Raw genomic sequence first — 12,921 nt, forward strand, 5'->3', positions numbered from 1 at the left:
TGGATCGTCAGTGAAACCACATGGTGAAAAAATTGAGGCAGGGTTTCCCCTGTTGTTAATTTTATATACAAAAGGAGTTGAGGAAATGTTCAAAGAGATACGCAGACGTAAAGCAGCGCGGCGGGTCAAGGCCGGTAACGGGCGTCCGCTAAAGGATTTCCGCTGGTGGCAGCAGCTCTCCCGTGCACTGTTTTACCTCACATTGACAAACGATGCTGGCCGGCAAGCAGTGTTCGCAGTTGACGTCCCGTATTGGCAGAAGTTTTTCTCTGCAGATGACGATAAAGGAACGGCCCACCTATACCTCGATGGCAAACATTACGCCGAGTCTAAGCTCCCTGCCGCCTTCTCCGTGGCTGGAGGAACGATCGAGGTAGCGTCCACGGTCTTTGGCCTCAAACGCTGCCATTTCGTAACCGACGAAGGAACGGTGCACCAGCTTATTCCGGATGAAAGTTCCGCTGAAGGACGGCGTGCCCGTCTCGATCGCGAACACCCCGCTTTGAGCCGCTGGATCAGTTTCATTTCGCTGATCATGCTCATTGTTCCGATGGTTTTAGCCATCCCTCAAATCATCGATGCGGTCACCCAGGTACCCCAGATCGCTCAGCGTTTCGGGACCTTTAACTCACCCATTACTCTGCCGGCGTGGATCAACATTGGACTCGGCTTCTGCGCCGCAGCAGGGAGCGTGGAGCGCGCAACGCGACTGCATTGGAATGCATTGCTAGACGGGAACTTTTAGTAGCAGCCCGTGTGATTCAATTTATATACGCTTCCAGGAATTCTTCTTGGCTCAAATTCCCGCGTACACTCTCAATGCCAATCCGGATGACAATAGCTATCCGAATTTGTAAAGCTGTGAAAAACAGCCAATCTTTGAGCAGCCCGATCAAAATAAAACTTAGTAGGAAAATTTTGATCTGGTAAACTTTCTAACTCTGAAAACTTCCTGTTTATTTTAATTAATTTAATTTTACCCATAATTTCTTCATTAGGTCCAAATTTGTAAACTACAGTTTCATCATCTTCATATTCCTTTATTAACAAAACGTACGAAGCCAATTTCACTCATCCTCTGGTGGATACCATGGAAGCTCGGATTTAACTGTTTTCTTATTTGATGGTTAACCTCTGAATATTTCCGGAATTTTCTTTCTCCACACCAATAGCAGTTGTATGAATTGATCGGTTTCAATCGTATTCTCATATGGTTCTTCAATCCTAAAATAGTTTTTAACAACTGACACATCGTTCTTTATTAGTACACTTGCAGCATTTAATTCGATTTCAAATTCATCATAAGTGCCATCTAACACTTTTTTGATGTATTCAATATACTCATCCACTTGTTCTTCTGTAGCAATATTTTCAATGAAATCTGAGAAAATGCTTATTTCTTCTGGAAGTACTATTCCTAGGTCTCCAAAAGGATCTTTTCTAAATTCATACGCATATCTCATTTTAATCAACTCTTTTTGTTTTTATATTTAGTTACACGCTTTATACCTTTCAATAGATACTTCGACAAAGCACAGCCTGAGTTAACTTAGTACAATTCGATTTTTAAGTTTCTCCTAGAGGAACAAACTTATCCTTTAGGCAATACCAATAGTCTCCCTGGTTATCCAACAGTCGTTCTAGTAAATCGCTAGAATAAAGTTTAATCTCTAAATCTTTCCGGAATCTTTTCTCTCCATAGTAACAACAGCTCTAAAAATTGGTCAGTTTCTATCGTATTTTCATACGGCTCTTCAATCCTAAATGTGTTTTCAACCGTAGTTAGATCTCTCTTTACTATAGCGCTAGCAGCATTTAATTGAATTTCAAATTCATCGTAAAAGCCATTTAATACTTTTTCAACATCCTCTACATATTCATCTAACTCTTGTGCTGTAGAAATATCTTCAATAAAGTCGGTAAACAGCTTTACACGATCCGGCAATTTAATTCTTAGCATGTTAAGGTGGTCTCTATAAAACAGAACTTTATATTTCATCTTTCATTTCCTTTTAAGTATTTAAGGGCTGCAACCACTTCATCGTGTACCTATAACATCTTCCCTCTGAATATTCCCAAAATTTTTTCTCCAAACTAACAGCAATTTTATGTGAATCATGTGAATTAGTTTCTAGATGCAAATTTGTATTCAGAATGATCATCAATAATTATCCTCAAAAAGACAGTTAAATATTGTAACATCCTTCTCTTTTAACTCTAGAGAAACATTTGGAACTAGAGTATTCAAGATAGATTCTTCCAAAGATTGAATGCCATCAGAATTTAAGATTTCTATTATTCTTTCACTTATTCGCTCTGTTTCCTTGTTGAGTGGAGAATATGTTTCATGTAAATGTACAGCCCCATCTTTAAAAGTGTACTTACTAAATTTAATTACTGCATAAGGTGCGATTGATGAAATTAACACCATAACCCCAATAATCTCCTTCTTTTCTTTAAGAAAATGTGTAAATTCTTCACTGCCTATTCTATAGTTAGAGCTCAGTGTTAATTGAATGAAATAAGAAAAGCATGTCGAATAACTGAAGTCGGTAAGATTGTCGATGAATATTTCTTCAACCTCATTATATAGCTGACTGACCCAGTATCCCTTATCAACATATTTAGTCAAGACATATTCCAAATCACCGCTACCATACAATCTGTAATTGTATCCAATACAACTTCTATTTTTATTCTCATCTTACTGAATTGGCCCCATAAATTCTGTACGAACAAGTATATGTTCTTTTAGTTTCACAATCTTAAGATTTTCTGCCTTCTCTTCTCCTCCGAGGGCTAATAGAGGTGTGTAACCGAAACACTCATTATAATCAGGAATACCCTGCTTAATTACAACGTCTGGATAGGGCAGCCACATTAGTTCGTCATTCATAAAGGATTCATCTTCTAAATCCTCAAAAAAGAAATCTAGACCGGCTGACACAATGTGGGCATATCCTTTTCTGTAGTTTAATAAATACACATACCTGTTTTGTTCCCAGACTATGATATCACCCATAGCAGTTGTGAAAATTGGAATGGCCCTATCATGCCTAAGATAGCTGTGCTCAACAATCTCTGAATATTCATCTGGATTAATTGTTTTTAAAAATCCATCCTTAAATAAGCCATACCCATGTTTCTTCCACACTTCAATCAATTCTGCCGGAAGCTTGTCCTTAAATTTCTCAAAAACATCAGCACATATCTTTTTATGCTCAGTAAAATCATTCAATATTGTCCCCAATTACAACTGCCTCCTTTGCTTGATTTTAATGCTTTTTTTAGCTCCTTTACTAAACGATCAAACCACGCTGTGGGTATAATTAACGTGAGCGGCAATGTATTTCAGTTGCTTTAGACAATGAACATAAACTTGGCTAGTATATGATGTGACATCTATTTTATAGAACCCTTCCATACACATTGCCCATTCGCTAAGTAGACACTGCTCGGCGGATCGTCATGGAGTGATATCTCTATTAATGAACTCTTTTCCTGAACAAGCCAGTTGTAAATCCATCCTACATTAGACGATGGGCGTGTTATTATCTGATCCACTCTGAACGCAGTTGCATAATAGTCAGCATACTTAGAGTCTTTTTCATCAAACCCGTTGTTTGTCTCATAGAATGTGTCTGTTCTGCCTGCAATTTTCAGACCGCTGTTCCATTCGATAATCATTTCGTTCCCTTCATATTTTAATAATGTTTCAAATAAAGAATCTGGTTTCATAATTAACATCCTTTCCAAGCTGAGTACCTTCACGAAAAAAACCTCGAAAGATTGACCAAACAAGGTTCTTACAGGCATTATGCTTAGTTGTCTCTCCGTTTCCATATCCCTTTTCCGTTCGTAAGAGCAATTGTAATTGGCGGATGTTCTCATGAAGAGAAATTTCAATTAATGTACCTTTCCCCGTAGTTAACCAATGATAGACATCATCTTCAATAGATGCTGGAGGGGATAAGATTTTACTTACTCTAAAAACAGCTGCATCGTATTCCGCATAGTAAAAATCAGACTCTTCAAGTCCATTGTCTGTTTCAAAGACAGTATCTAGTTTCCCGCTGACTATCAATCCATTTTCCCATTCCACAATCAGTTCGCTATCTTCAAACTTTATTAATGTCTCAATTAACGTGTCGTACCCCATGCTTCAGCTCCTTATATCTAATTGGAAAAGAGAATTTATTCCTCTTCATAAGCTTGTAAGGAACTAATTAATTCTGTAAAACTCGAACACACGAAGGTTAAAGCGTTATTACGATCTTCAAATGCTTCTTCATGATTCCAAAATACAATTTCAGGTTCACTATTCCGATTAGTAAAATGAAAGCAAAACATGTTCCCCCCTGGATCTTTCGCAAATGGAAAGACTCCATCTATAAGTCTGTCTTTGATATTTGCATATGTGCTTAGCAAATCAATCGGTCTGCTCTGATCACCAATGCTCAATAGATAGTTTAGAGTTTCTCTAAAATCATTTATACATACTACATTCTTATTTAAAGGGGCACATCCATTATGATCTTTAATAAATTCCCTGTAGTCTAGGGGGAATTTAATGGACAACTCTCTCTCGACTGCAATAATGTCTTGCTCAGAAGCTTGTTTGAAGGTTTTCCTTTTATGCCAATCTATTTTTTGCATATCTTATCTCCTTAATTAGAGTCTTTACCCCAAATTTTTTGTCCACCTGTATGTCCTGTTCTTGAATGAATCTCACTGTCTACTAATTCCATTCTGCCAGGGTTTTGATGATGATGCCACGTGTATTTCTCTGGTGTTGTACCTGCATTTAAATCTATCAAGTCATCTTCATCTAATTCAAGATCTAAAATTAATCTAGGATTTCTCTTGATTTCATCAAGCAATTTCTTATATAAAATTCTAAAATGAGATGTTCTATCTTTTTTAAAATCTTTTGTATCTAAGTATATGGTGTGTTTTACATCAAACATAGGAAATCCATCTTTATCGTAAGGTACTTTCGTAATTGGATGAACATCATTTTTTAAAGACCCATTCTTAAATTAATGGTTTTTGTATTACCTTGTTCATCTTTAAACGAGTAAGCAGCAGCTCTTGTAATTAATGTATTTTTTAATTCACTTGAATCCACCACATTATAAGGAGCCCCATCATACCCATCAATATAGGCATACCTATTCGGAAAAAAACTATAAGTATTTACCGAATGAATTTTATTAGAAACAACCGCTTTCGTCTCCCTCTACACTTTATTGGAAGATAGAGCAGGCCTTGGAGCCCCTTCGTGAAAGAGTGTGAGCCAAGAAGCCATAGCTATCAAGCATTATTGCTCTGCGACCGAGGCTATGTCCACCAACATAAAGAAACCTTGAGTGGCGATTAGCCAAACAAGGACAATTTTTCTACATATAATAACTCTGCTAATCCATTTCATCATATGCATCACCTAGAGAGATAAAATCATCTCTTAACCAATACCAATATCGACCTTTATTATTTATAAGTCGCTCAAGTAAATCTGCTAAAGATGTCGCGATGATTTGAGACTCTCCTACAAGTCCGTGACGGTCAAAAAAACTATCGTAACATCTGCCTAATCTTTCTTTATTTAAATCAATCGTTAAGTACTCGTCCGTTCCATCATTACAAATAATATACCAGTCAGATGATATATCTTCTTCACACAGGTCTCCTACAATTATTGGATTTGCTAATAAAAACTTATCAGGTGACACGAAATAGACGGGATATTCCTCATTTTCAAATAGTGCTAATCCCCCACATAAACTATAAAACTCGTTTAAATCAGCAGGTAAAATATGCTTTGTTTCGTCAATACTGGGTATACCTGCAGGTTTCATGATCCGGGAATGTGGTAACGTTTTTACTTGTGTGAGCAACTGCTTTATCTTTTCCACCTGATTCACTCCCGAAAAAAATGTTAAGAACGGTCGTAGCAAATACATAGCAGACTCATCTCGTCATGGAATTTCCCAAGAATTATATGGAGCAAATTTCAACCCTCACACCTTTCCTTAAAAACCTATCAATTATATCTTGTACTATTATATATCCACCCACACTAAAAAAGCCTTAAGAGAAAATAAACTCTTTTAAGGCTTCTCATAATTAAACATTATTAATTTTGTCTTTATAAACTTTTAAAATAGTTGTGTTTAAATCGCTTATTTCAGAAAAATGCCATTCAAATGTCGTTATAATTCTATGAAGTTCAAATAACATTCTCTCTACTTCATCACCATTGTTTGTATCCACTGAACCAAAGTTTTTTAATAGACTATCTAAGTCGTTATTCAACATCTTGAAATCCTCTAAGTTCTCGTACTGTTCTTCTAAATCTTCTTTTTTGACAATATTGCTACTTGAATTAAGTTTATCTAGGATCTCCAATATTCCTTCTAATTTTTTATCCATATAAAATCCTCCACTCTTATTTCCACCCTTTAACTACCCGTCCAAGTGCTTTTTTAGTCTTATCAGGGTTTAAAGTACCATCCAAGTTCAAAACGTATTTCACATTCCCTGTCTTATCTATTACTTCTAAATGGTCTTTGTGTAAAGCGTCAAGATAAATTCCATAACCCTTTTTCAAATATGGGTTATCAGTCTTCTTTTCTACCTTATAAATTGATTGTCCATCATACTTCACTTTTGATTTTGATAAGGAATTTACTATTAATTTTCCAAAGTCCATATCAAAAAACTCATTCATATTTGAAACAGGTTCAACAGTTTTATATGTACCCTTAAAAAACATATACCCCTGCGTCTCCAACTTCTCCTTCAAAGCTACCGTATCCACCACATTATAAGGACCACCATCATAAGCCTCAACATAAGCTAACCTGTCCGGAAAAAATCTGTAGCCACTTATTGAATTTATCTTATTAGAAACAACCGTTTTCGTCTCCCTGACAGCATTCTTCCCTGCCGCAATACCCGCTTTCCCGGCTTTATCAGCCCCTTTTAATCCTACAACTGAAGTTGCGGTCGTGGCAATTGCATAGGTGACCCATCTTGCCCTGGTATAGCCGGTACCGTTAATCACATCACGTTCGTAGGAGCTGGCGATGGCTGCGCTGATTTGGGCATAGGTTTCTTCATAGTTGATGACAGCTTTCCCCAGATCCCAGAGAACCTGTTCGGGAGGTGTCATCAGGACATCCCATAAGCCGGAAGCAGTATCTTTCGTGAAGTTCCATAAGCCCGCGCTTACCCCTTTTATCCTTTCTCCGTGCTGCTTTTTCACGTTTATCAGTCTGACAATTTCTTTCTGGTCAGAGTTTAAATGTTCATCCCCGATGGACTCTGCTATTTTCAATTACTCGTCCAGAGAAAGAGTTGGCTGCTCGAGCTGTTCTTGAAGTTCCCGGATTCTGCGCTCTTCGGCCTGCTTCTTTTTAAACGAAAGATAGGCATGTGCCTGATGGTGGACGCTGTCTTTCTTTTTGTAGGGTGCATTGTTCGGTTATGTTATGCTTTTGCATCAGAACGTACGTGTGGAGAAGACTGAATTCCACTTTACAAATAGAGGAAAATCCGTTAACTTTCATAGCAATATTTTTATTTTCAAAGAAATGTTTTAAAAGGATGTACTAAAAAAAATAAAACCCAAGAATTCATTCTTTTTATTATTCTAGGGTTTCATTATGCATTTGTTGGCTTTATGTATTTTATTCGTCTTCTGTAAGAGACTCTATCAAATCTGTAAATGTATGGCAAATGAACTTTATTGCTTTCTCACGATTCTCAAATGCTTCTTCATGGTCCCAATAACATATTGAAGGGTGGTCGCTTGATCTATAATCAAAACAATATAAATTCCCCCCTGGATCATCTGCAAAAGGAAAAACGTTGTCAATTAATCGATCTTTAACATTAGTATAGGTTTTATACAAATCAATAGATTCATCTTCTTTCCCAATGCTTAGTAAATAGCCAAATGGTTCACTAAAGTTCTCTCTACTGACCAAGTCTTGAATCGGTGAACAGCCATTAAATTTTTTTATTACTGCAATATAATCCAAAGGAAACTTAATTCCAAGCTGATTTTCAACATCTTGAATATCCTTATTAGTTACCTCAATAAAATCTGAAGTATCCCATTCTACATTAATCATACTATCTCTCCTTTAATTCCTGTTTGAGCATGAATTTCTTTGTCCACTAGTTCCATTTTTCCCGGTTCCTGTTGATGACGCCATTGGTAAGCAAGAAAACCGTCCCCGTGCTACAAAGTTGTCCAAAGGGTTAATTTCTCTCAAAAAAGCACTTGTTGCCTAAAAGACAATCAAGTGCTTTATAGTTAACTAAAATATTTCATATATAGGCTTCCCTTATCTAATCTATCTCCTTGGACCGTCTGTAGCCATTAGCAAGTTCACGTTCAAGAAACTCCATATGGATAGCTGTGTGGCCGGCCAAATTCGAATCAGCCGCATCTGCTGCCACTCCGTTATGAAAGGCAATCTGCATATCCACGAGGATCAGCCACTCATCCACCAGTGACGCCTGTTCCTGGTAAAAGCTCTGGACAGCCTCCGCCCCTTCTCCCTGAAAAAGATCATGAGATTGAGCGATTTGATCCAAGGTCTTCTGTAAGACAAGCAGCTGTTCCCTAACGTTTTTATAGTCATTCGCACGCTTTTCCATTGCTGAAATCAGACTGTCCGCTTCATACACCGCATTCAGAACCAATCGCCCCCTATTGTCTTAATTTTCCAATTATAGTTTATCATGAAAAGCGGGTTGGAATCCTGTTTTAATATAAATGAAAAGAAGCAGGAACCTTTTGGCGGGTTCTTGCTTCTTGTTTTAGAACAAATTATTCCGCATTCCATAGGTGAAATGGAGCTGGGCATGTTGTGGTAATGTTTATCTCAACCTATTTATCTAGCTTCCATATTCTTAAAGTCGATAATTAACTCATTGGCAAGAAAGAAATCACTGCCGATGATTCCGTCAAATCCATACGTATCTCTGACATCACCGAGCTGTATAGATCAATTCCTAAATTGGAATTGATCTATTTTCATATCGCTCACGTTTTGTTCGATGCAGATTTCTGTACCGCCAATTCCATACACCTTTCATGTAACCGCATTTTCTAAGTCAAGTAGCAATCCAACTTTGGATGAAAGAGAACCGTTCCCGTGCTTCTCAAATAAATCAGGATTCAATAGTTGTTCTATCGACAAAATTTGAATTTTCCTTGATAATCATTCTTGAAAGGCGTCTACCTGCTCTCTTGAAAAAAAAGTCATCCGCGAACTCACTTGAATTAATTTGCGACAACTGATTGATAACTCTGTTTTTCTTATCATACTCTATTTGTCCCATTAAATCTTCATTGGGTCCATAAAGATAAACTACCCTATCTTCATCCTCAAACTCCTTCAACATTAAAACAAAAACCGCCACGAATCTTCACTCCTCATAATTTTTCTCCCAGTTCCAGTGCCTTCCAGATTCTATTGTTTTATCATGAGCCGTTCTATAGTTTGTATGAAATATCCCCTCAAATTTCGATTCGAAAATTTCGTGATGTAATAATTTTATATCAGAATCTAGATACTTCCCATCTATTAACCTTTGCCATGCTTGAGCTAGTTCATAATCAGGATCAAACCTCCCGATACCGTGATCCTTAATATGAGACTTTAAAAAGACATGTTCTTTTATCCTTTGTATTCTAGTAACCGGGAAGCCAGTATTCCTAGCAATAGCATTTACATCTTCTTTTCCTAAATTCCTGAATTTTTCATACATCTCTTCTGCTATATCTTCTTCTTCAAAAAATTGCTCTGGTGATATATTTCTTCCACCCGATTCAGCATACTGTATAGAATTATTGGTATTTTTAGAGAACAAATACACCTGCTTTTCCAGCTCACCCTTCAACCCAAATGAATTCACAGTATTATAAGGTACACCTTCATAATTAAGTACTAACTCATTTTCAGGAAAAGAGTTCAACTTCTCGGAAACAACCTCTTTCGTCTCCCGCACAGCATTCTTTCCCGCCACAAAACCCGCTTTCGCTGTTTTATCAGCACCTTTTAATCCTACAAATGAAGTTGCGGTTGTGGCAATTGCATAGGTGACCCATCTAGCGCGGGTATAGTCGTCTCCGTTGACCATATCTCTCTCATAGGAGCTGGCGATGGCTGCGCTGATTTGGGCATAGGTTTCTTCATAGTTGATGACAGCTTTCCCCATATCCCAAAGAACCTGTTCGGGAGGAGTCATTAGGACATCCCATAAGCCGGAAGCAGCATCTTTTGTGAAGTTCCATAAGCCTGCGCTGACCCCTTTTGCTCTTTCTCCATGTAGTTTTTTCACTTTTATCAGTCTGACAATTTCTTTCTGGTCAGAGGTTAAATGTTCATCCCCGATGGACTCTGCTATTTTCAAATACTCGTCCAGAGAAAGCGTTGGCTGATCGAGCTGTTTTTGTAGTTCCTGAATTCTGCGCTCTTCGGCTTGTTTCTTTTTAAACGAAAGATAGGCATGCGATTGATGATGCACACTGTCTTTCATTTTGTAGGCGGCACTGTTCCGGTATGCTTTGGCATCAAAATAGACAGGTGAAGCCTGAGCGCCCTGCCGGGTAGCATCAATCAAGGCTTGAAACCGGCTGACAATGTGCGCTTGAATGGCTTCGGACTGCCGGTACTCATAGGTCAATTTTTCAGTCAGTTCATGCATTTTGTCAATGGTGGTTCTTCTTTCTTTCTCAGCCTTGTCCATTTGCGTTTCAAAGGGGCCTGAATCGAAAGGCTGCAGGTCTACAAGGTCGCTGATGCTGCTTAAAATTCCGGTCAAGGTCGTTCGCTGATCGGCAACCATCTCCTTGGACCGTCTGTAGCCATTAGCAAGTTCATGTTCAAGAAACTCCACATTGATATAGGTGTGGCCGGCCAAATTCGAATCAGCCGCATCTGCTGCCACTCCGTTATGGAAGGCAATCTGCATATCCACAAGGATCAGCCACTCATCCACAAGCGACGCCTGTTCCTGGTAAAAGCTCTGGACAGCCTCCGCCCCTTCACCCTGAAAAAGATAATGGGACTGAGCGACTTGATCCATGGTCTTCTGTAAGACAAGCAGCTGTTCCCTAACGTTTTTATAGTCATTCGCACGCTTTTCCATTGCTGAAATCAGACTGTCTGCTTCATACAACGCATTCAGAACCAACCGCCCCCTCTTGTCGTAATTTTCCAATTATAGTTTATCATGAAAGGCGGGTTGGAATCCTGTTTAAATGTAAATGGACATAAAAGCATAGCAGCCACCAGCAGAATCATCGTGGGGCGTCATGATGCAGGGATATAAGCTGGATGAGCCGAATAGTAGGATGAAGAATTTTATACCCTGAATCAATGTCTTCGGGATTTTCAACTATGTTTCATTTTGAAAGATTACCCTAATCAGTGAGGAGATATGATGTATGCAAACAATAACCACCATTTTTTCAGATCAGCTCGACATGCATTGGCGCGAGAATGACTGGTTTGCATCCTTGGAACAGGCGCTTGATGGAGTAACCGCGCCTGAGGCATCATGGACAGGTTCAGGAAAGAGCAATTCGATATGGCAGATTGTCAACCATTTGATTTATTGGAATGATGACGTCATTCACCGCATCAAGGGCACAGAAAACCCGCATAAAATAAAGGATAATGAAGAAACCTTTGCAGATCCCGGGGATCCGGAAGACGAAAATGGCTGGGCCCAAACAGTACAGCGCCTTGATGAAGTCATGAATCAATTCAAAACCGTCATCGCGGAACTGGATGACGAAAAGCTAAAAGCCCCCTATGCAGCGAACAGGCCCTCCATTGAGCGCTTAATCAGCAGTATTATGATGCATGATTCTTATCATATTGGACAAATTGTTTTGCTTCGGAAGTTACAATCTTCTTGGGGCGGGGTTGATTGGTCTTAGTGGGCTCCTGTTTAAATGTAAATGAAAAGAAGCAGGAACCTGTTAACGGGTTCCTGCTTCTTTTTTAGAACTAATTATAACGCACTCCATCAGGGTAACAGAGCTGCCATCATATTAGTTACCTTTTTTCAAAATTGCTTCTATCTAGCATTAAAGAGTTAAAATAATCGGCCCGTTTTTCGTCAGGATGATTGTATGTTCCACTTGAGCGACATAGCTCTTTTCCGTAGCAAAGGTCCAGCCGTCATCCAATTGGAACACTTCTTCTTCAGAGGTGGAGATAAACGGTTCGAAGGCGATGACCATTCCTTCCTTCAGGATCTCATCATCCCACGGGTCATTATAGTTTAAAATATGGTCAGGGGCTTCGTGGATTTTACGGCCGATCCCGTGACCGGTAAGGTTTTTGATAACGGTGAACCCATGTTGCCGCGCTGTTTCGAATACCGCTTTTCCTATTCTGCTTTTTTTGGAACCTGGCTTTGCTTTCTCAAGGCCCGCTTCAAATGCTTTCTTCGCAGTGGCACATAATCTCGTTAAGACTTCTTCGCCTTCTCCCACAACAAATGAGATTCCCGTATCAGCAAAATAACCGTTCTTGGAAGCAGACACATCGATATTGACGAGATCCCCTTCCTGAATTACCCGGTCACCAGGAATCCCGTGTGCCACCTCTTCATTCACACTAATGCACGTATACCCCGGAAAATCATATTCGCCTTTTGGTGCTGAAACGGCCCCTGCTTGTTCAAAAAGCTCCCCAGCCAACTCATCAAGCTCTTTCGTCGTAATGCCGGGAACCGTTTTTTGAACCAATTCATCCCGAATGGACGCGATAATCTTTCCGATTTCCTTTAAACCGTTGAAATCTTCTTCTGTCTTAGCAATCATTTTTTCTACCTCTTTTTCTTTTTCTTCTATAGGTGTCATTATTCCATTGTTTAATCGAAAATACC

At 38.9% G+C, this 12,921-nt stretch carries 18 protein-coding genes and 1 pseudogene; 2 read left to right on the plus strand and 17 right to left on the minus strand.

The features are described from left to right. Window positions 1–10: 10 nt before the first annotated feature. Window positions 11–745, plus strand: coding sequence for a hypothetical protein (locus MHB63_05750; protein MEK3806082.1), 735 nt, complete (start codon window positions 11–13; stop codon window positions 743–745). Window positions 746–816: 71 nt separating this feature from the next. On the opposite strand, the gene MHB63_05755 is transcribed toward MHB63_05750, so the two are convergent. The 16 genes and pseudogenes from MHB63_05755 to MHB63_05830 form a co-directional block, all read right to left on the minus strand. Continuing rightward, on the minus strand, window positions 817–1,065 hold the full coding sequence (locus MHB63_05755; GenBank protein ID MEK3806083.1) for a hypothetical protein: 249 nt from the start codon (window positions 1,063–1,065) through the stop codon (window positions 817–819). 62 nt (window positions 1,066–1,127) lie between these two features. Then, complete coding sequence (locus MHB63_05760) at window positions 1,128–1,463, minus strand: tRNA-Val4 (GenBank protein MEK3806084.1); 336 nt, start codon at window positions 1,461–1,463, stop codon at window positions 1,128–1,130. A gap of 200 nt (window positions 1,464–1,663) precedes the next feature. Beyond that, window positions 1,664–1,999 (minus strand): tRNA-Val4, encoded by a 336-nt coding sequence (locus MHB63_05765; GenBank protein ID MEK3806085.1) that lies wholly within the window; start codon window positions 1,997–1,999, stop codon window positions 1,664–1,666. 162 nt (window positions 2,000–2,161) lie between these two features. Beyond that, window positions 2,162–2,632, minus strand: a complete 471-nt coding sequence (locus tag MHB63_05770) for a hypothetical protein (GenBank protein MEK3806086.1) — start codon at window positions 2,630–2,632, stop codon at window positions 2,162–2,164. 72 nt (window positions 2,633–2,704) lie between these two features. Continuing rightward, window positions 2,705–3,250, minus strand: coding sequence for a T6SS immunity protein Tdi1 domain-containing protein (locus tag MHB63_05775; protein MEK3806087.1), 546 nt, complete (start codon window positions 3,248–3,250; stop codon window positions 2,705–2,707). 152 nt (window positions 3,251–3,402) lie between these two features. Then, window positions 3,403–3,738 (minus strand): hypothetical protein, encoded by a 336-nt coding sequence (locus MHB63_05780; protein ID MEK3806088.1) that lies wholly within the window; start codon window positions 3,736–3,738, stop codon window positions 3,403–3,405. Between the two features lie 83 nt (window positions 3,739–3,821). Next, window positions 3,822–4,159 (minus strand): annotated as a pseudogene (locus MHB63_05785) (hypothetical protein). 35 nt (window positions 4,160–4,194) lie between these two features. Continuing rightward, a complete protein-coding gene (locus MHB63_05790; GenBank protein ID MEK3806089.1) occupies window positions 4,195–4,656 on the minus strand; it encodes an SMI1/KNR4 family protein in 462 nt (153 codons plus the stop codon). An 11-nt stretch (window positions 4,657–4,667) separates the two neighbouring features. Then, a complete protein-coding gene (locus MHB63_05795; protein MEK3806090.1) occupies window positions 4,668–4,967 on the minus strand; it encodes an HNH endonuclease in 300 nt (99 codons plus the stop codon). A gap of 450 nt (window positions 4,968–5,417) precedes the next feature. After that, entirely contained in the window at window positions 5,418–5,915 is a 498-nt protein-coding gene (locus tag MHB63_05800; GenBank protein MEK3806091.1) for an SMI1/KNR4 family protein, read from the minus strand. A 211-nt stretch (window positions 5,916–6,126) separates the two neighbouring features. Beyond that, complete coding sequence (locus MHB63_05805; protein ID MEK3806092.1) at window positions 6,127–6,432, minus strand: hypothetical protein; 306 nt, start codon at window positions 6,430–6,432, stop codon at window positions 6,127–6,129. A 16-nt stretch (window positions 6,433–6,448) separates the two neighbouring features. Next, window positions 6,449–7,339, minus strand: coding sequence for a hypothetical protein (locus MHB63_05810; GenBank protein MEK3806093.1), 891 nt, complete (start codon window positions 7,337–7,339; stop codon window positions 6,449–6,451). Window positions 7,340–7,691: 352 nt separating this feature from the next. Continuing rightward, window positions 7,692–8,138: an SMI1/KNR4 family protein gene (locus tag MHB63_05815; GenBank protein MEK3806094.1), complete on the minus strand. Its 447-nt coding sequence runs from the start codon at window positions 8,136–8,138 to the stop codon at window positions 7,692–7,694. 220 nt (window positions 8,139–8,358) lie between these two features. Beyond that, the gene (locus MHB63_05820) at window positions 8,359–8,715 is read right to left on the minus strand and encodes a T7SS effector LXG polymorphic toxin (GenBank protein ID MEK3806095.1); all 357 of its coding nucleotides are present in this window, start codon (window positions 8,713–8,715) and stop codon (window positions 8,359–8,361) included. 471 nt (window positions 8,716–9,186) lie between these two features. Continuing rightward, entirely contained in the window at window positions 9,187–9,438 is a 252-nt protein-coding gene (locus MHB63_05825) for a hypothetical protein (protein MEK3806096.1), read from the minus strand. A gap of 6 nt (window positions 9,439–9,444) precedes the next feature. Continuing rightward, window positions 9,445–11,241, minus strand: a complete 1,797-nt coding sequence (locus tag MHB63_05830) for a T7SS effector LXG polymorphic toxin (protein ID MEK3806097.1) — start codon at window positions 11,239–11,241, stop codon at window positions 9,445–9,447. A gap of 226 nt (window positions 11,242–11,467) precedes the next feature. Here MHB63_05830 and MHB63_05835 point away from each other — a divergent pair, with 226 nt between their 5' ends. Then, entirely contained in the window at window positions 11,468–11,965 is a 498-nt protein-coding gene (locus MHB63_05835; GenBank protein MEK3806098.1) for a DinB family protein, read from the plus strand. Window positions 11,966–12,115: 150 nt separating this feature from the next. Here the strand turns inward: MHB63_05835 and map are convergent, their stop codons facing one another. Continuing rightward, window positions 12,116–12,856: a type I methionyl aminopeptidase gene (map, locus tag MHB63_05840; protein ID MEK3806099.1), complete on the minus strand. Its 741-nt coding sequence runs from the start codon at window positions 12,854–12,856 to the stop codon at window positions 12,116–12,118. Window positions 12,857–12,921: the final 65 nt, after the last annotated feature.

The sequence above is a fragment of the Bacillus sp. FSL H8-0547 genome (assembly GCA_038002745.1).
In the GTDB taxonomy this organism is placed as follows: domain Bacteria; phylum Bacillota; class Bacilli; order Bacillales; family Bacillaceae; genus Bacillus_P.

Excerpts from the sequence above, each read along its gene's own strand:
- MHB63_05765 (MEK3806085.1), bottom strand. The coding sequence starts at position 1,999 with ATGAAATATAAAGTTCTGTTTTATAGAGACCACCTTAACATGCTAAGA.
- MHB63_05780 (MEK3806088.1), bottom strand. The coding sequence starts at position 3,738 with ATGAAACCAGATTCTTTATTTGAAACATTATTAAAATATGAAGGGAAC.
- MHB63_05805 (MEK3806092.1), bottom strand. The coding sequence starts at position 6,432 with ATGGATAAAAAATTAGAAGGAATATTGGAGATCCTAGATAAACTTAAT.
- MHB63_05835 (MEK3806098.1), top strand. The coding sequence starts at position 11,468 with ATGCAAACAATAACCACCATTTTTTCAGATCAGCTCGACATGCATTGG.
- map (MEK3806099.1), bottom strand. The coding sequence starts at position 12,856 with ATGATTGCTAAGACAGAAGAAGATTTCAACGGTTTAAAGGAAATCGGA.
- MHB63_05790 (MEK3806089.1), bottom strand. The coding sequence starts at position 4,656 with ATGCAAAAAATAGATTGGCATAAAAGGAAAACCTTCAAACAAGCTTCT.
- MHB63_05815 (MEK3806094.1), bottom strand. The coding sequence starts at position 8,138 with ATGATTAATGTAGAATGGGATACTTCAGATTTTATTGAGGTAACTAAT.
- MHB63_05760 (MEK3806084.1), bottom strand. The coding sequence starts at position 1,463 with ATGAGATATGCGTATGAATTTAGAAAAGATCCTTTTGGAGACCTAGGA.
- MHB63_05795 (MEK3806090.1), bottom strand. The coding sequence starts at position 4,967 with ATGTTTGATGTAAAACACACCATATACTTAGATACAAAAGATTTTAAA.